The 17066-nt window shown below is 73.2% G+C and carries 15 protein-coding genes; 5 read left to right on the plus strand and 10 right to left on the minus strand.

Features of this window, described 5'->3' with window-relative positions; all coding sequences use genetic code 11:
* The first annotated feature begins 39 nt into the window (after positions 1-39).
* Positions 40-396 carry a hypothetical protein gene (locus tag ACZ518_RS04665; RefSeq protein ID WP_469111554.1) on the plus strand — a complete coding sequence of 119 codons (357 nt, stop codon included), beginning with the start codon at positions 40-42 and terminating at the stop codon, positions 394-396.
* Positions 397-556: 160 nt separating this feature from the next.
* Positions 557-1609 (plus strand): C40 family peptidase, encoded by a 1053-nt coding sequence (locus ACZ518_RS04670; RefSeq protein ID WP_469111555.1) that lies wholly within the window; start codon positions 557-559, stop codon positions 1607-1609.
* A gap of 7 nt (positions 1610-1616) precedes the next feature.
* On the opposite strand, the gene ACZ518_RS04675 is transcribed toward ACZ518_RS04670, so the two are convergent.
* The 3 genes from ACZ518_RS04675 to ACZ518_RS04685 form a co-directional block, all read right to left on the minus strand.
* Positions 1617-2729 carry an alpha/beta hydrolase gene (locus ACZ518_RS04675; protein ID WP_469111556.1) on the minus strand — a complete coding sequence of 371 codons (1113 nt, stop codon included), beginning with the start codon at positions 2727-2729 and terminating at the stop codon, positions 1617-1619.
* 85 nt (positions 2730-2814) lie between these two features.
* Entirely contained in the window at positions 2815-3510 is a 696-nt protein-coding gene (locus ACZ518_RS04680) for a LuxR C-terminal-related transcriptional regulator (protein ID WP_007265981.1), read from the minus strand.
* Complete coding sequence (locus tag ACZ518_RS04685) at positions 3507-4799, minus strand: PspC domain-containing protein (protein WP_469111557.1); 1293 nt, start codon at positions 4797-4799, stop codon at positions 3507-3509. The genes ACZ518_RS04680 and ACZ518_RS04685 overlap by 4 nt, the downstream gene beginning before the upstream one ends.
* A gap of 131 nt (positions 4800-4930) precedes the next feature.
* Between ACZ518_RS04685 and ACZ518_RS04690 the strand changes: the two genes are divergently transcribed.
* Together ACZ518_RS04690 and ACZ518_RS04695 are read left to right on the plus strand one after the other, a co-directional pair.
* The gene (locus tag ACZ518_RS04690) at positions 4931-6226 is read left to right on the plus strand and encodes a PspC domain-containing protein (protein ID WP_469111558.1); all 1296 of its coding nucleotides are present in this window, start codon (positions 4931-4933) and stop codon (positions 6224-6226) included.
* The gene (locus ACZ518_RS04695; RefSeq protein ID WP_469111559.1) at positions 6213-6437 is read left to right on the plus strand and encodes a hypothetical protein; all 225 of its coding nucleotides are present in this window, start codon (positions 6213-6215) and stop codon (positions 6435-6437) included. Before ACZ518_RS04690 ends, ACZ518_RS04695 begins: the two co-directional genes overlap by 14 nt.
* Here ACZ518_RS04695 and ACZ518_RS04700 read toward each other — a convergent pair.
* The 4 genes from ACZ518_RS04700 to guaA form a co-directional block, all read right to left on the minus strand.
* A complete protein-coding gene (locus ACZ518_RS04700; RefSeq protein ID WP_469111560.1) occupies positions 6401-6889 on the minus strand; it encodes a DoxX family protein in 489 nt (162 codons plus the stop codon). The genes ACZ518_RS04695 and ACZ518_RS04700 overlap by 37 nt on opposite strands.
* Before the next feature lie 19 nt (positions 6890-6908).
* Positions 6909-8150: a hypothetical protein gene (locus ACZ518_RS04705; protein ID WP_469111684.1), complete on the minus strand. Its 1242-nt coding sequence runs from the start codon at positions 8148-8150 to the stop codon at positions 6909-6911.
* Between the two features lie 109 nt (positions 8151-8259).
* Positions 8260-9045 carry a class II aldolase/adducin family protein gene (locus ACZ518_RS04710; RefSeq protein WP_469111561.1) on the minus strand — a complete coding sequence of 262 codons (786 nt, stop codon included), beginning with the start codon at positions 9043-9045 and terminating at the stop codon, positions 8260-8262.
* Positions 9046-9179: 134 nt separating this feature from the next.
* Positions 9180-10772, minus strand: coding sequence for a glutamine-hydrolyzing GMP synthase (guaA, locus tag ACZ518_RS04715; RefSeq protein WP_469111562.1), 1593 nt, complete (start codon positions 10770-10772; stop codon positions 9180-9182).
* A 370-nt stretch (positions 10773-11142) separates the two neighbouring features.
* On the opposite strand from guaA, the gene ACZ518_RS04720 reads away from it, so the two are divergent.
* Complete coding sequence (locus ACZ518_RS04720; protein WP_125595846.1) at positions 11143-11406, plus strand: chorismate mutase; 264 nt, start codon at positions 11143-11145, stop codon at positions 11404-11406.
* A 277-nt stretch (positions 11407-11683) separates the two neighbouring features.
* Here the strand turns inward: ACZ518_RS04720 and ACZ518_RS04725 are convergent, their stop codons facing one another.
* From ACZ518_RS04725 to ACZ518_RS04735, 3 genes are all read right to left on the minus strand, one after another.
* The gene (locus ACZ518_RS04725) at positions 11684-13327 is read right to left on the minus strand and encodes a hypothetical protein (protein ID WP_469111563.1); all 1644 of its coding nucleotides are present in this window, start codon (positions 13325-13327) and stop codon (positions 11684-11686) included.
* Between the two features lie 181 nt (positions 13328-13508).
* Positions 13509-15308: a GMC oxidoreductase gene (locus tag ACZ518_RS04730; protein WP_469111564.1), complete on the minus strand. Its 1800-nt coding sequence runs from the start codon at positions 15306-15308 to the stop codon at positions 13509-13511.
* 9 nt (positions 15309-15317) lie between these two features.
* Positions 15318-16949, minus strand: coding sequence for a succinic semialdehyde dehydrogenase (locus ACZ518_RS04735; RefSeq protein ID WP_469111565.1), 1632 nt, complete (start codon positions 16947-16949; stop codon positions 15318-15320).
* Positions 16950-17066 lie beyond the last annotated feature (117 nt).

The following is a 17066-nucleotide window of genomic DNA, read 5'->3' on the forward strand; positions in this document are numbered from 1 at the left end:
GAAAATCGGCTGTGGAAGGCGCCCCGTACCCTCGGCGGCATGACCGTTCTGACCCACATCTTCGTCGGCCTGCACATCATCGGCATCGCCTCGCTCCTCGGCGGGTTCCTGACCCAGATGAAGGCGATGGGCGCCGGTACCGCGCGCTTCGTGCCCGCGATGCTGCACGGCGCGCTGACCATGCTCGTCACCGGCGTGCTGCTGGTGGGCTTCCGCGAGATGGGCGACGGCGCCCCGCTCAACCACGTCAAGATCGGCGTGAAGCTGGCTGTCCTGTTCGTGATCCTGGCCCTCGTCTACGTCAAGCGCGACGAGGAGCACGTGGAGAAGGGGCTCTTCGCGGCGGTCGGCGGCCTGACCGTCGCCAACATCTTCATCGCCGTCCTCTGGCACTGAACCGCCTTCCTCCGCCGCCGTCCGGTCAGTCCGGGCCCAGTCCCGGTCGGACAAGACCAGTTCCGATCATCTCGTCATCCGACCGTTACCTCCAGGTTTAGCGTCCTCCCCCGAGACCTCCCCCAGACCTGCGGGACGAGCGGAAGGACGTGAAGCCCCCGTGGCCAGTCATCGAAAGCCCAGGCAGCGCCCGTTTTCCGGCGGCACCGTACGGACCGCCGCCACCCTCGCCCTCGCGGGCGCTGCCACGGCCACCGCCTTCGAAGGCACCTCGCACGCCGAGCCCCGGCTCAGCCCCGCCCAGGTCAAGGCGGAGGTCGACCGGCTCTACGGGGAGGCCGAGGCGGCCACGGAGAAGTACAACGGGGCGAAGGCCAAGTCCGACGAGGCCGAGCGGGCGCTGACCGGCCTGCGCGACGAGAGCGCCCGCAAGGCGGACCGGCTGAACACCGCCCGCAGCGCGCTCGGCTCGCTCGCGGCCTCCCAGTACCGCAGCGGCGGCCTGGGACCGGCCCTCCAGCTCGCCATGGCCTCCGACCCGCAGGAGTACCTGGACCGGGCCGGCATGCTCACCCGGGCCGGCGACCGGACCGCCTCCGAGGTGGCCGCCGTCAAGCGCGGCCTCGACGAGGTCGGGCGGCTGCGCGACCAGGCCGCCGGCCGGCTCTCGGAGCTGCGCGCCCGCCAGCACGAGCTCGCCGAGCAGAAGACCGTCATCGAGGACCGGCTCACCACCGCCCGGCAGCTGCTGGCCCGGCTCACCGCCGAGGAGCGGGCGGCGTACGAGGCGCAGTCCGGCACCGCCGCCGCCGTCGGGGCCGACCCCGCGAGCGCCCCCCACACCCCGCCCCCGGCGACCGAGGGCTCGCGCGCCGCCCGCGCGGTGGCCTTCGCGTACGGGGCGATCGGCAAGCCGTACGTCTGGGGCGCGACGGGACCGGGCTCGTTCGACTGCTCCGGCCTGACCCAGGCCGCGTGGCGCGCGGCCGGGGTGTCCCTGCCCCGCACCACCTACACCCAGATCAACGCGGGCCGGCGGGTCTCCCGGGACCAGCTGGCCCCCGGGGACCTGGTCTTCTTCTACTCCGGGGTCACCCACGTGGGCATGTACGTCGGCAACGGCCAGATGATCCACGCCCCCCGCCCAGGCTCCACGGTCCGGCTGGCGCCGGTCGACTCCATGCCCTGGGCCGGCGCCTCCCGCCCCGCGTGAGGAGCCCCTACGGCGTCTTGACCTGCTGGCTGAGCCACCCGAAGGTCTGCGGCAGCTGCTTCGACCACGCCTCCAGGTTGTGCCCGCCGGTGATCTTCTCGGCGTGCACGGTGGTCGGGTTCTGCGCGAGCCCCTTGAGGTCGGTGCCGGACAGGTAGCCGTCGTGCTCGGCGCCCGACATCCACAGCGCGACCGCCGGCGGCGCGGGCAGGGCCTTGAGCAGTTCCTTCAGGTTGTGGGTGCGGCGCAGCTCCGGGTCCTTGGCCACCAGCGAGCTGGGCTCCTGGCCGGGGTCGTTGTAGCCGGACAGGGAGACGGCTGCGCTGTAGCGGTCGGGGTGCAGGATCGCCAGCTTGGCGGCGCAGTACGCGCCGGCCGAGTAGCCGGCGACGCCCCAGGTGCGGGCCTCGTCGGAGGCGCGGAAATTGTCCGTGACCATCTTGCGGACGTCGACGCTGAACCAGCTGTCGGCGTTGACCTTGCCGGGGATGTTGGCGCAGCCGGTGTCGCCGTTGCCGAGCAGCATGGCGCGCGGGGAGACCAGGATGAAGGGCTGGACCTTGCCCTCCCTCATCAGCGGCTCCAGCACCTCGTGCGCCTTGAGCCCCTGGAACCAGGACTTCCCCGTGCCGGGTATGCCCGGGATCAGCTCGACCACCGGGAACTTCTTGTCCTTGTGGGCGGGGTCGTCGTACTGCGGCGGCAGCCACACCATGACGTCGCCCTTGACGCCGGAGATCTTCCCGTCGAGCTCGGTCTTCTTCACCCGCCCGCCGAGGCCTTCGACGGGCACGAACTCCTGGCGGACCTTCGGCTCCTGCCGGACCTGTTCGGCCTTCTTCCCGCCGAGCCCGTCGGGGCCCAGGTCGGGGGCGGCCTGGACGTACTTGCCGGTGCCCATCAGGTCGCCCCAGGAGACGTAGAAGTTCATCTCCCGGTTGAGCGCGAGGAAGACCAGGGCGACGGCGGTGACCTGCGCGAAGAGCAGCATCGCGGCGCGGGTGGCGACGCGTGCGGCGGCGGGGCCGCGCACCTTGCCCCACACGGCCAGCGGCAGGACGACGGCGGTCACGGTCAAGGCGACCGCCGTCGCGAAGAGAGGGGTCCCGGTCAGGCTCATCACGCCACCCAAGAGTCGGGCGCGCCGCCCTCCGGTTGCCCTCCGCGCCTGCGGCGTGGATCACATCCGATCGAAAGGGACCGGATCAGACCAGCCGGCGGGCCGTCGCCCAGCGGGTCAGCTCGTGCCGGTTGGAGAGCTGGAGCTTCCTGAGCACCGCCGAGACGTGCGACTCCACCGTCTTCACCGAGATGAACAGCTGCTTGGCGATCTCCTTGTACGCGTACCCGCGCGCGATCAGCCGCAGCACCTCGCGCTCGCGCTGCGTCAGCCGGTCGAGGTCCTCGTCGACCGGCGGGGCGTCGGTCGAGGCGAAGGCGTCCAGCACGAAGCCGGCCAGGCGGGGCGAGAACACCGCGTCCCCGTCCTGGACCCGGAAGACGGAGTCCACCAGGTCGGTGCCGGTGATGGTCTTGGTGACGTAGCCGCGCGCGCCGCCGCGGATGACGCCGATGACGTCCTCGGCGGCGTCCGACACCGACAGCGCCAGGAACCGCACCGGGTTCTCGGCGGCCGCCATCAGCGGGGCGCAGCGGCGCAGCACCTCGACGCCGCCGCCGCCGGGGAGGTGGACGTCGAGGAGGACCACCTCGGGGCGGGTGGCGGTGATGACGGTGACGGCCTGGTCCACGTCGGCGGCCTCGCCGACGACCTCGACGCCGGTCCGGGCGGTCTCGCCGATCTCGGCCTGGACCCCGGTACGGAACATCCGGTGGTCGTCGACGAGGACCACCCGGACCCTCCTGCCCGCGCCGCCGGTGGTCGCGTTGTCCTCGGTCATGCTGTCTTCGCCGCCCTCTCCATCTCCAGCTCGACTACCGTGCCGCCGTCGGGGGCGGACCGCAGCACCGCGGTCCCCCCGTTGCGCTGCATCCGGCCGATGATCGATTCTCGTACGCCCATGCGGTCGTCCGGTACCGCTTCCATGTCGAAGCCCGGTCCGCGGTCGCGTACGGACACGAACACCGTCTGTCCCTCGACCTCCGCGTACACCTGGACGGGCCCCTCGCCACCGTACTTGGCGGCGTTGACCATCGCCTCGCGCGCGGCCTGGATCTGGGCGCCGAGCCCCTCGTCGAGCGGGCAGTCGCCGACGACGACGACCTCGATCGGGACGCCGTGGTGGTCCTCCACGTCGGCGGCGGTCTTCTTCACGGCCTCGGCGAGGGTGGCCGGCTCCTCGGCCTCGTCCTTGCCGGTGCCCTCGGGCTTGTAGAGCCAGTTGCGCAGCTCCCGCTCCTGGGCGCGGGCGAGGCGGCGGACTTCGCCGACGTCCTCGGCGTTGCGCTGGATCAGGGTGAGGGTGTGCAGCACCGAGTCGTGGACGTGGGCGGCGACCTCGGCGCGCTCCTGGGCGCGGATGCGCATCAGGCGCTCCTCGGAGAGGTCCTGGGTCATCCGGATCAGCCAGGGCCCGGCGAGCAGGGCTATGCCGACGAGGACGGCGAGGACGGCGGTGAGGAGGTTGCCGAGCTGGGCCGCGGAGCCCCGTACGACGATGAACACGGTCAGGCCCACGCCGACGAGGACCACGCCGGCGAGCGCCCGGGCCGCCTGGAACAGCCGCTTCTGGCGGTCGCCGGCGGCGCTCCAGTGGGCGCGGCGGGCGTTGTCGGCCTGCCGCCAGACGAGGACCACGCCGGCCCCGACGAGCAGGGTGGGCCAGATGTAGCGGCCGTTCTCACCGCCGAAGCTCAGCTGGGAGACGAAGATGCCGGCGCCGACGGCCAGCGCGATCAGGCCGGAGACCGCTCCCTTGTCGGGCTTGCGCACCCGGCGGGTGCCGTCGGCGAGGGTCTCGAAGAAGGAGTGGTGCCCGGTCTTGCCGCCCTGGCCGAGCGGTACGAAGACCCAGAACGCCGCGTAGAGCAGTACGCCGAGCCCGTCCCCGAACATGAACATGCCGAGGAAGGCCAGCCGCACCCAGATCACGGGCAGCCCGAGGTGCCCGGCGAGGCCGCGCGCGACACCGCCGAGCATCCGGCCGTCGGCGCTGCGGTAGAGCTTGCGCTGCGGGACGTCCTCCGGGTCGGGTGCGTGCGGTATGCGTGGAGCGGCGGCTACGGGCATGTCACCAAGGGTCACATGCCCGGGCGCGGCCGGGCATCAGGGCATCCCCCCAGTTCTCCAGGGGGGATATCAGGGTTGCGCCAGGGTAGGGCCCGGTGCCGCCGGCCCGCACCGCCCGTCACCATGGACGCATGACCGACGTACAAGACGCCCCGCCCGGGGATCCCGGGGCACCGGCCCCCGCCGAGCGGCCGCCCCTGCGCCGCGGCAAGCGCGACAAGGTCCTCGCGGGCGTGTGCGGCGGCCTCGGCCGGTACTTCGACCTGGACCCGGTGGTGTTCCGGATCGTGCTCGGAGTGCTCGCCGTCACCGGCGGCGTCGGCCTGATCTTCTACGGCTTCGCGTGGCTGCTGCTCCCCCTGGAGGGCGAGGAGGACAGCGAGGGCAAGCGGCTGCTGACCGGCCGGGTCGAGGGCGCCACCCTCGCCGCCGTGTTCAGCGCCCTGGTGGGCTGCGCGCTGTTCCTGTCGATGCTGGACAACGGGGTGATGGGGGCCTTCTCGGTCCTGGTCATCCTGGCGCTCGGCGGCGCCTCCTACTGGTCCCGGCGCCACCGCGGCACCGCCGCCCCCGAGGTACGGGCCCCGGCCGCGCACCGCCCGGCGCCGCCCGAGACGCAGGCGCCGCCGGTGCCGGGCAGCCCCTCCTGGTGGCGGGACCCGCTGGTCAAGGACGGCACCACGGGCCCGGTCGGCTCGGCCGGCTACCTGTGGGGCCCCGACGACAGCGAACCCGACCGGGAGCGGCCGGGCACCGCCCCGGAGAAGCCCCGGCGCGGGGCACCCGCACGGCCGCGCGGGGGCATCGGCGGCCGGGTGTTCGTGCTGGCCCTGCTGGCGGGCGGCATCGGCACCGCCTCGGTGTGGGAGGACGGCACCCTCGGGCACGCCCTCCAGGTGGGCCTGGCCTCCGCCCTCGCCGTCTTCGGACTGGGTCTGGCCGTCAGCTCCGTCAAGGGCCGCACCGGCTTCGGCACGGTCCTGCTCGGCCTGCTCACCGCCGTGCTGCTCGCGGGTGCGGTGGCCATGCCGCGCGAGATCGGCACCGACTGGCGGGACGTGGCCTGGCGCCCGGCGGCGGTCGCCGACGTCCGCCCCGCGTACGAGGCGGGGACGGGGCTGGCGACCTTGGACCTGAGCCGCCTGGACGTGCCCAAGGGCGCGACCGTGGCCGTCCGCGCCTCCATCGAGGCGGGCCGGCTGAAGGTGGTCCTCCCCCGGGAGGTCACCGCGAAAGCAGACGTGTCGATCCGGCTCGGCGACATCGAGCTGCCCGGGGACACCGGCCCCGGCATCCGGATCGGGGGCGAGGGCGAGAACCGGCGGGCGACCCTGCCCCCGGCCGCCGGCACCGAGGCCGGCGGGACGATCGAGCTGCGCCTGGAGGCGGGCGTGGGACAGGTGGAGGTGGCCCGTGCGGCGTCATGAGTTCCAGCCGGGACGGCTGCTGGCGGGTCTGGTCCTGACCGCCGCGGGCGTGCTCTACCTGCTCGACGCGGCCGGCGAGACGGACGTGCCGTGGTTCCTGGTGGTCCCGTTCGCCCTGGGCGGGCTGGTGCTGTCCGCCCTGGTCGGGATGGTCACGTACGCCGTGCGCCGGGATCAGCGCGACCGGATCATCGAGTCGAACGACCAGTAGGGCGCCCCCGCGAGGACCAGCGGGGTCCAGGCCATCAGGTACGCCAGGTCGTTGCCGTAGTAGTACGGGGTCACGGCCCAGGAGACGGTGAGCCACAGGCTCAGCGAGATCAGCAGGCCGCCGGCGGCGGCGAGCCGGGTCAGCACCCCGGCGAGCACGCCGAGGCCCACGAGGAGTTCCCCGATGGCGATGGCGACGCCGAAGCCGACGGGGGCCTTCAGGGCCAGGTCCACCAGGGCGGGGATCGCGGAGGTGTCGCGCACCCCGCGCATCATCTCGCCGACCGAGCCGCTGCCGGTCTCCGCGAGGAAGCCCGCGGCCGTCAGCTTGTCGATGCCCGCGTAGACGAAGGTCACTCCGAGGAAGATCCTCAGCGGGAAGAGCGCGTAGCGGGTGGCCAGCTCCTTGAGCGGGGTGGTCCGCTGCCCGGATGGGGCGTCAGTTCGGGTCACGCCCCCATGTCTACCTCGTTCACTCGGCCACGTCGATGATGCACCGGTTGGATTCCACCCCCGCCGCCGTGACCACCTGGACGTCGACCCGGCCCGGCTCGACCTCCGCGGGCACCGGGACGGTGAGCACCGAGTCCGAGGGGTTGGTGAACCCGCCGGCCACCGGGACCAGCGGCACGTGCACGTGGACCGCCCCGATCCGTACGACCAGCCGGGCGAGCATCTCCGGGGTCTGCGCGCCGGGCGGCACGAAGCCGACGCCGCGGATCTCGATGTCGTCGCCGGGCCGGACGGCCGCGTCGATGTCGCCCGGCTCGCGCCTGCGCACCACCGAGAGCACCAGCGGGCGGCTTCCCTCGGCGTACTTCGCCGCGAGGTACACCGCCGCCGACAGCGCCACCAGCATGGCCAGCGCCCACGGCAGCTGCGGCAGCCGGTCGGGGAACCGGGCCAGCGACACCGCCGCGTAGGCCAGCACCACGGTGGAGACGAGTACGTACTGCGCGTCCGGGAAGCTGCCGCGGCCGTCGTCGTCGGTGAGCAGGTCCACCCCGCGCGGCCGGTCCGCCGGCAGCTTCTGCAGCCGCTGCCCCATGATGCGTACGGTGACCACGCGGCGCACCAGCACCGCCACCGCCGAGGTCAGCGCGACCACCGACAGCAGCGGCAGCGCCCGCTCCAGCGCGAACCCCTCGTACAGGGCCTCGCGCTCGGGGCCGGGCGAGGAGGCGGCCAGCCGCAGCGCGGGCAGCAGCGCCGCGAACGCGGTCAGCACCAGCCAGGCGCTCGGCACCGCCTTCGAGGTCGACAGCCGGTTGTCCTCCCCGACGATCGGGGCCAGCAGCCCGCCGCGCAGCGACTGGGCGCGGGCGGCGGCGGTGAGCAGCCCGGCCAGCACCAGCGCGGCCAGCAGCCCGGCGGTGCGGGCGGTGGACCAGCCGGTGCCGAGCGCGGTGCCGACCTGGACCAGCAGCAGCGTCCCGGCGGCGATCCACAGGGCGAGGACGGCCCGCCGGGAGAACAGGTACAGCCAGGAGTTCCCGGCCTCCCGGCCCCGGTCGGCGACCGTGCGGGCGGACAGGGTCAGCTCGTCGGAGACCCACTGGCGGGAGGCGCCGAGGGAGTGGGCCACGGCGGCCGGCACTCCTTGCCCGGCGGCGAACTCCTCCCGTTTCTCCAGGAACGCGGCGACCGCTCTGCGGTGCCCCTCCCGTGCGCAGTCGTCGCAGGCGCAGACGGCGGTATGGGTACTCCGGGACATCTCTTGGACAGCCACGCGCGTGCCGCCTCTCTGAACTACGGTGCAATGCCAGCGAATTGTGCACCACTGCGGCAGTGCTCCGGATTGCGCACGATGTCAGAGCAGGTGATTAACGGTTCATGATGTTGACGCCACCGTCCGCGACGGTCTGCCACAGCGGCTGGTAGCTCACCCACGCGGCGAGATCGCCGCCGAACCGCTCCCGTGTGGCCACGGCCGCGCGGTGGTCGACGGGCACCGGTTTGCCGGCCGCCCGCGCGATCAGCTGCACCTGCGCGGCCCGCTCCGCCGCGATGAACCACCACACGGCCGCGTCCACCGAGCCGCCGACGGTCAGCAGCCCCTGGTTGCGCAGGATCAGCGCCTTGTACGGGCCGAGGGCGCGGGCGACCCGCCACGGGTCCGCGACACCGTCGCCGGGGTACTCGTCCAGCAGCGCGTGGTCCTCGTAGAAGGCGCAGGCCTCCTGCGTGACCGGGGCCAGCAGCTCGCCGAGGCAGGCCAGCGCCCTGCCGTACGGGCCCTGCGCGCGGACCACCGCGACCGCGTCGGGCCGGGCCCGGTGCACGGCGGCGTGCACGGCGAAGGCCAGCTCGTTGAGCCGCCGCCCGCCCTCCAGCACCCGCCCGTTCCCGTCGGCGAGCAGCAGGTCCCCCGGGCGCAGGCCGGCGAAGGCCCGGCCGAAGGGGTTCACCCAGTAGCAGTCCTCGAACTCCGGGTCCCGCGCGGTGACGTGCCCCGAGACCCCGTCCTCGTACCCGAGGCGCCCCAGCAGCCGCAGCGCCCCGGCGAGCCGCTCCTTGCGGTGGGCGCGCTCCCGGGCCGGGTCCTCGTGCACCGGCGGCATCTCGAAGGCCAGCCGGTCCACCGGCACGGGTACGGGCTGGTCCGGCATGGCTGTCCCCTCCTCCTGGTCGCGGCGCAAGGTACCGGTGCGGGGGCGAGGAGGCCAGACCCGCGACGCGGACCGCCGAACGGCGAAGCCGCCGCCCCCAGCGGGGCGGCGGCTTCATCGGGCACGGGTGGGGACTACTCCCACTCGATGGTGCCCGGGGGCTTGCTGGTGCAGTCCAGGACCACGCGGTTCACGTCCGGCACCTCGTTGGTGATGCGGGTCGAGATCCGGGCGAGCACCTCGTACGGCATGCGCGTCCAGTCCGCGGTCATCGCGTCCTCGGAGGAGACGGGGCGCAGCACGATCGGGTGGCCGTAGGTGCGGCCGTCGCCCTGCACGCCCACGCTGCGGACGTCCGCGAGGAGGACGACCGGGCACTGCCAGATCTCGCGGTCGAGACCGGCGGCGGTGAGCTCGTGGCGGGCGATGGCGTCGGCCTCGCGCAGCAGGTCCAGGCGCTCCTTGGTGACCTCGCCGACGATGCGGATGCCGAGGCCGGGGCCGGGGAAGGGCTGGCGCTGGACGATCTCCTCGGGCAGGCCGAGCTCCTGGCCGACCATCCGGACCTCGTCCTTGAACAGCTGGCGCAGCGGCTCGACGAGCTCGAACTCGATGTCGTCGGGGAGGCCGCCCACGTTGTGGTGGGACTTGATGTTGGCGGTGCCGGTGCCGCCGCCGGACTCCACGACGTCCGGGTACAGGGTGCCCTGGACCAGGAAGGCGACCGCCGGGCCGTCCTCCTGCAGGATCTCCAGCTGGGCCTGCTCGAAGACGCGGATGAACTCGCGGCCGATGATCTTGCGCTTGGTCTCCGGGTCGGAGACGCCGGCCAGCGCGGTGAGGAAGCGCTCCTGCGCGTCGACGACCTTCAGCTGCACGCCGGTGGCCGCGACGAAGTCCTTCTCGACCTGCTCGGTCTCGCCCTTGCGCATCAGGCCGTGGTCGACGTACACGCAGGTGAGCTGGGAGCCGATGGCCTTCTGGACGAGGGCCGCGGCGACCGCGGAGTCCACGCCGCCGGACAGGCCGCAGATGGCGCGCTTGTCGCCGACCTGCGCCTTGATCGCCGCGATCTGCTCCTCGACGATGTTGCCGGTGGTCCAGGTGGGCTTCAGGCCCGCGCCCCGGTAGAGGAAGTGCTCCAGGACCTGCTGGCCGTGCGTGGAGTGCATGACCTCGGGGTGGTACTGCACGCCGTACAGCTTCTGCTCGTCGTTCTCGAAGGCCGCGACCGGGACGACGTTCGTCGACGCGGTGACGGTGAAGCCCTCGGGGGCGGCGGAGCAGGCGTCGCCGTGGGACATCCACACCGACTGGTGCTCGGGGGTGCCCTCGAAGAGGGTGGAGCCCGACTTGGAGACGGACAGCGGGGTGCGGCCGTACTCGCGCGCGCCGGTGTTGTCGACGGTGCCGCCGAGGGTCGTCGCCATCAGCTGGAAGCCGTAGCACATGCCGAAGACGGGGACGCCGGCCCCGAAGAGGGCCTGGGCGTCGTCCAGGCGCGGGGCGCCCTCCTCGTACACGGAGGACGGGCCGCCGGAGAGGATGATCGCCTTGGGGTCCTTGGCGAGCATCTCGGCCACGGGCATCGTGCTGGGCACGATCTCGCTGTAGACGCGGGCCTCACGGACGCGGCGGGCGATGAGCTGGGCGTACTGCGCGCCGAAGTCGACGACGAGGACCGTGTCCGGGGCGCTGTCGTGGGCGGCGGAGGGTGCTTCTGGCACGGGACGGCCTTCCGGCGGAAAGAGGTGGCTGTTTTGTCGATTCTACCGGTGGCGCCGACCGCCGGTTTGTCGCACCATCCGAGGCCCACGTCACGCCCGGGGCGCCCCGGGCGTGAGGGGCCGCGTCACCGCCGGGGCGTCTCAGCATCCGGGCCCGGTTGGCCGGGGCGCGGGCGGGGGGCCATAATCCACACCATGCGCAAGCAGCTGAGCTTCCTCTTTACCTATGGCACCGGTCGGTCCGGTCGCCATGGGTCCGCGTGATGCTCGCTTGAGCCGCTGACTTCCCAGAGCGCCCCGGTCCGACAGGACCGGGGCGCTCCGCGTTTCCGCTCCTGCCGGGCCACCCACCCACCACAGGAGAGACGCCATGACCACGATCACCACCACCCCCGAGCAGCTGATCGCCGGCTCCCGCGAGCGCATCGACGCCCTCGACGACCGGATCATCGGGCTGATCCAGGAGCGGATGGCCGTGTCGGCCGTCATCCAGGAGGCCCGGATCGGCGCGGGCGGCCGCCGGGTGCACCTGTCGCGCGAGATGGAGGTGCTCTCCCATTGGAGCGACGCCCTCGGCAAGCCCGGGACCGCCCTCGCGATGACCCTGCTGGAGCTGTGCCGGGGCCGCGTCTGACCGCGGGAACCCGTTCGTCACCCGTCCGGGCCGTGACCGGGCCGGGAGCCCTTCGTTGGTGAGGTTGTCCGTGCCAGCCAGGCGCGGGACGCAGCACCACGCGTGGCTCCACGGGAGCGATGAGACGCGACGCCCGACGGCGCGCGTCGTGGGACCTCGCTCCCCTCGTGTGACCGGACGGCAGGGGACAGCAGCCCGGTCACCCCATGAGGACGGCCGGCCCGGGGGACGCCCCGGACCGGCCGTTCGTCTTTCCTCCGCCTGCGCGGTTACGCGGTCACGCGTGCGCGCCGCCGTTGCCCCGGCGGCGGAAGGACAGGTACAGCGCGGCGCCGACGGCGAACAGTCCGGCGCCGGCGATGCCGACCAGGCCGGCCGTGCTGCCGGTGGAGGCCAGCGGGCCGCTGCGGCCGCCGGCGGCAGCGGAGGCGTTGTTGCCCGACGTGGTGGAACCGGTGCTGCTCCCCGCGGAGGGCGAGGCGCTCTTGGAGGCGCTCGGCGAGGCACTGCCGGAGCCGGAGGGGCTCGGCGACTTGGTCGGGGTGACCGTCGGGTTCGCCGTGAAGGCGGCCTGGTTGTTGGCCAGGACCTCGTCGAAGGCGTGCCGCGTGAGCTCGCCCTTGGCGTCGAGGGTGCCGACGGTGACGGCGCCCTTGGCGTCCTTCACGGCCTTCTCGATCTTGAGCTCGAAGGGGAACTCCAGCTTCTCCTTCTCCAGCACGGACGTCCCGGTGGCGCAGCGGTACAGGGTCGGCTGGACGGCGCGGCAGGCCGCCGGGGCCGTGAGGACCTTCACGCCCTTCGGGAGCATCACGTCGACCAGGGCCGCGGGGCCGGTGCCGGTGACCCAGGCGGGGCCGTTGTTGCGTGCGGCGACGACGGCCTTGACCGTCGAGCCGGCGGCGCCCTTGACGGTGAGGGCCTCGGCCGCGAAGTCGGCGGTGTTCACCACCTTGAAGGTGGCCGCGCGCTTGTTGTCGGTCTCGTTCAGGTCGGGGGCGCGCAGCGGGGCGGGGGCGGCCTCCGCCTTCTTGCGGGCGACCAGCTTGCGGCCCGCAGTGGTCGCGGCACCGGCCGCTTCGGGCGCCTTGGTGTCGGGCGCCTTGGCGTCCGTGGCCTTCTGCGGGGCCCCCGCCGGGTAGATGCCGTACGTGAGCCGCTCGTCGAAGGCGTTCGCGCCGGCCTTCAGGTGCAGCGGGCTGTCACCGGCCAGCTCGTAGGTGGCGTTGGCCTCGAACTCCCCCTCGACCGTGCAGACGACGGTGTTGGACGTGCGGCCGGTGCGGTAGGTGCAGTTGTCGTAGCGCTCCGGGAGCTCCAGGCCGCGGGTGGCCTCCAGTTCCAGGACCACGCCCTTCGCCGACTGCGTGCCCGCGTTGCGGAACGCGAGGGGCAGGGTCTGGCTCTCGCCGGGCTTCGGGTCCGACTTGAGGGCCAGCTCCCGCATGATCAGGTCGGGGCCGCCGATGCTCAGGGTGGTCTCGACGGGGGTGACGGTGGCTCCGGCCGCCGTGCCGGTCACCTTGACCGCGCCGGAGGCCCGTTCGGCGGCCCCCTTCTCGGCGGTGGCCACCAGTTCCACGCCCGGGTTCGGGCCCTTGTCCTTGCAGACCAGCTTGGTGCCGTTCTCCACGCACTTCTGGGGTGCGGCGGCGCTCTCCTTGACGGAGGCGATGCCGGCGACCGCGGCCCGGTCGACGGTGAAGGTGAACTCGCCGGCGAAGGAACCGGCGCCCTCCAGGTGGAAGGACATGGCCACCGGCTGCGGGGAGCCCGTCGCCGGGTAGGGCCGGAGGGCGAGGGAGGGCTGCCCGGCCAGGCGGAAGACGGGGTCCGCGGATTCGGCGGCCATCGCGGTGGGGGTGGTCAGCCCCACGGCCACCAGGCCGCACGCGGCCAGCAGGGAGATGCGCTGTCTCATGCCCCCCTTGACCCCCGGGCCCCCGTCGCGGTTGCACGCCCGACCGTGTGACCGACACCACAGCTTGCCGCAAAGGATTCCGGTACAACCTTTTTCGGCAACCGCCTGTCCACTCTTGTACTGCGGTGGGTACCGCGCTCGGAGGGGGAGCGCGGTACCCACCGCGGTCGTCTTCCCGGGGTCAGTGCTCCGGTTCCGGTTGCCTGGGCGGGATTTCGGGGACCGCGAGGAACGGCAGCCGCAGGGCGCCGAAGGCCTCCTCGGGCACGGCCGGGCTGACCGGCTCCACCGCCTCCAGCCGCCGGTACGCCTCCCCCTGCGCGGGCCGCCGGTCCGCCTCCCCCTTGTTGGGCCAGTACGACATCGCCCGCTCGGCCTGCGCCGTGATGGTCAGCGACGGGTTGACCCCGAGGTTGGCGGAGACCGCCGAACCGTCGACCACCGAGATGCCCGGGTGCCCGTACAGCCGGTGGTACGGGTCCACCACGCCCTCCTCCGCGGTGGCGCCGATGGGGCAGCCGCCGAGGAAGTGCGCGGTCAGCGGGGTGCCCATCAGCTCGCCGATGTTGCTGCCGGGGAAGCCGTTGATCTCCTCGGCCAGCAGCGTCGCGGCCTCGGTGGCCTCGGCGATCTGCACCGGGTTGGGCGCGCCGTGGCCCTGGCGGGCCGTCAGCAGGCCCTTGCCCAGGCCGCCGGGCTTGCGGTAGGTGGTCAGGGAGTTGTCCAGGGACTGCATGACCAGGCCGATGATGGTCCGCTCCGACCAGCGCCGGTTCGACAGGGACCGCAGCAGCTGCACGGGGTGGGTGGCGGTGCGGGCGAACCAGGCCCGTACCCGGTGCCTGGCATGGGGCACCTGGAGGATCGTCATGAACCCCATGGCGTTGGAGCCCCGGCCGTAGCGGACGGGCTCGATGTGGGTGTCGGCGTTGGGGTGCACGGACGAGGTGATGGCCACGCCCCGGGTGAAGTCCGCCCGGGCCCCGGCGCCGTGCCGCCTGCGGTAGCGGCGGTCGTCGGTCTGGGCGCCGACCAGACCCTCGGAGTTGGTCCGGGTCAGGTCGCCGAGCCGGCCGGAGATCCGGGGGAGCTCGCCGAGGTCCTTCATGGTGTGCAGCAGGGTCTGGGTGCCGTACGTGCCCGCCGCGACGACCACGTGCCGGGCGCGCAGCACCTGCGCCTTGCCCTTGCGGCGGTCGGCGGTGGGGACGACGCGGACCCGGTAGCCGCCGTCGGGGTGTTCGGAGAGGGCGGTGACGGTCGTCATGGGGCGGATCTCCGCCCCGGCCTTCTCCGCGAGGTGCAGGTAGTTCTCGTTGAGGGTGTTCTTCGCGCCGTGCCGGCAGCCGGTCATGCACTCGCCGCACTCGGTGCAGGCCTTGCGGGCGGGCCCGGCGCCGCCGAAGTAGGGGTCGGGGACCTCCTGGCCGGGGCGGACCCTCGGCTGCCCCTGGGCGTCCTCGCCGTCGCCGAAGAAGACGCCGACCGGGGCCATGTGGAAGGTGTCCCCGACGCCCATCTTCTCGGCGACGGCCTTCAAGTGGACGTCGGAGGGGGTGAGCGTCGGGTTGAGCCGTACGCCGAGCATGCGTTTGGCCTGGTCGTAGTACGGGGCGAGTTCCGCCCGCCAGTCGGTGATGGAGGCCCACTGCCGGTCCTCGAAGAAGGCGGCGGGCGGCACGTACAGGGTGTTGGCGTAGTTGAGCGAGCCGCCGCCGACCCCGGCGCCGGCGAGGACCATCACGTTGCCGAGCAGGTGGATGCGCTGGATCCCGTACAGCCCGAGGGCGGGTGCCCACAGGTAGTTGCGCAGGTCCCAGCTGTTGCGGGGCAGGTCCTGGCGGGTGAAGCGGCGTCCTGCCTCCAGGACGCCGACCCGGTAGCCCTTCTCGGTCAGGCGCAGCGCCGAGACCGACCCGCCGAAGCCCGATCCGATGACGATGACGTCGTAGTCGTACTCGTGGTCGTGGTCGTGAGGCACGGGTTCCCCTTAGCGCAGTCGGAGGGCCTTGAGGACCTTGAGGCTGCTCGTCATGAAGCGGGCGTACTGCTCGTCGTCCATGCCGAGCGAGGGCGCCATCGGGAGCAGCCGCTGGTGGGCGACGGTCTGTGCCTCGGTGTACTTGAGGATGCCCTCGGAGCCGTGCCGGCGGCCGAGGCCGGATTCCTTCATGCCGCCCATGGGGGCCTGTGCGCTGCCGTAGGCGGGGGCGTAGCCGTCGTTGATGTTGACGGTGCCGGTGCGCAGCCGGGCGGCGACGGCGTGGCCGCGCCGGGCGTCCTTGGTCCAGACGCTGGAGTTGAGGCCGTAGGGGGTGGCGTTGGCCTGGGCGACGGCCTCGTCCTCGTCGGTGAACCGGTAGATGGAGACGACCGGGCCGAAGGTCTCCTCGGCGCAGACCGACATGGGGGCCTCGACCCCGTCGAGGATGGTGGGCTCGTAGAAGAGCGGGCCGATGTCGGGGCGGGCGGTGCCGCCGGCGACGAGGGTGGCGCCCTTGGCGACGGCCTCGTCCACGTGCCGCTGCACGGTCTCCAGCTGGCGTTCGCCGACGAGGGAGCCCATGTCGGCCCCGTAGGCGAGGGAGGCGCCGAGCCGCATCGCCTTGGTGCGGGCGGCGAAGCGCTCGACGAAGGCGTCGGCGATGGAGGCGTGGACGTAGAGCCGCTCGATGGAGATGCAGAGCTGGCCGGCGGAGGAGAAGCAGGCGCGGACGGCGCCGGCGGCCGCCTTCTCGACGTCGGCGTCGTGCAGGACGAGCATGGCGTTCTTGCCGCCGAGTTCGAGGGAGACGCCGACCAGGCGGGCGGCCGCGCCCTGGGCGACCTCGCGGCCGGTGCGGGTGGAGCCGGTGAAGGAGACGTAGTCGGCGTGCCGGACCACCTCGGGGCCGACGACGGGGCCCTCGCCGAGGACGACCTGGAAGACCTCGGCGGGCAGTCCGGCCTCGATGAGCAGGTCGCGGGCCCACAGGGCGGTCAGCGCGGTCTCGGTGTCGGGCTTCATGACGACGGCGTTGCCCGAGACGAAGGCGGGCAGGGCGTCGCCGACGGAGAGTTCGAGGGGGTAGTTCCAGGGGGCGATCTGGCCGACGACCCCGCGCGGCTGGCGCAGCTCGGTGACCTTGGTGAGGGTCGGCATGGCACCGGTGTGGCCCTTGGGCCGCAAGTACGAGGGTGCCTTGCGGCCGTAGTGCCGGGCGGCGACGGCCACGGCCTGGACCTCTTCGTGGGCGTGCAGGCGGGCCTTGCCGGTCTCCAGCTGGATGAGGTCGAGGACCTCGGACTGGCGGGCGAGGACCAGGTCGTGGAAGCGCAGCAGTACGGCGGCCCGACGGCGTACGGGGACGGCGGCCCAGGCGGACTGGGCGGCGCGGGCCTTCGCGAAGGCGGTGGCCACGTCCTCCGGGGTGGCCTCGGGCAGGTCCGCCAGCTTCGCCCCGGTGAAGGGGGTGTGGTTGGCGGTCCGGCCGGAGCCGATCACTCCGCGGGTGAGCCGGGTGACCAGGGCGGGGGTCACCACGTCGGCGGCGGTGCGGGCACCTGCCGGGGCCGGGGCGACCGGGTTGGTGGGCTGCGGTGCGGAGCGGAGGGTGGCGGCGGGGGCCTGCGAGTCCGTCATGGCCGTGAGCGTATTGGGCGGGCGGGCCTTTGGGTACCCGTGGGTAACCGGATTTTGCCAAATCTGCCAGTAATCGCTGGCAGGATGGCCGGGTGCCGGGGGCGGACGCCGGGTGCC

This window comes from Streptomyces sp. NPDC033966 (assembly GCF_055575955.1).

Bases quoted from the DNA above. Each gene is read 5' to 3' on its own strand.
- ACZ518_RS04665 (WP_469111554.1), top strand. From the start codon at position 40: ATGACCGTTCTGACCCACATCTTCGTCGGCCTGCACATCATCGGCATC.
- ACZ518_RS04675 (WP_469111556.1), bottom strand. From the start codon at position 2,729: ATGAGCCTGACCGGGACCCCTCTCTTCGCGACGGCGGTCGCCTTGACC.
- ACZ518_RS04680 (WP_007265981.1), bottom strand. From the start codon at position 3,510: ATGACCGAGGACAACGCGACCACCGGCGGCGCGGGCAGGAGGGTCCGG.
- ACZ518_RS04685 (WP_469111557.1), bottom strand. From the start codon at position 4,799: ATGCCCGTAGCCGCCGCTCCACGCATACCGCACGCACCCGACCCGGAG.
- ACZ518_RS04690 (WP_469111558.1), top strand. From the start codon at position 4,931: ATGACCGACGTACAAGACGCCCCGCCCGGGGATCCCGGGGCACCGGCC.
- ACZ518_RS04705 (WP_469111684.1), bottom strand. From the start codon at position 8,150: ATGTCCCGGAGTACCCATACCGCCGTCTGCGCCTGCGACGACTGCGCA.
- ACZ518_RS04710 (WP_469111561.1), bottom strand. From the start codon at position 9,045: ATGCCGGACCAGCCCGTACCCGTGCCGGTGGACCGGCTGGCCTTCGAG.
- ACZ518_RS04720 (WP_125595846.1), top strand. From the start codon at position 11,143: ATGACCACGATCACCACCACCCCCGAGCAGCTGATCGCCGGCTCCCGC.
- ACZ518_RS04725 (WP_469111563.1), bottom strand. From the start codon at position 13,327: ATGAGACAGCGCATCTCCCTGCTGGCCGCGTGCGGCCTGGTGGCCGTG.
- ACZ518_RS04735 (WP_469111565.1), bottom strand. From the start codon at position 16,949: ATGACGGACTCGCAGGCCCCCGCCGCCACCCTCCGCTCCGCACCGCAG.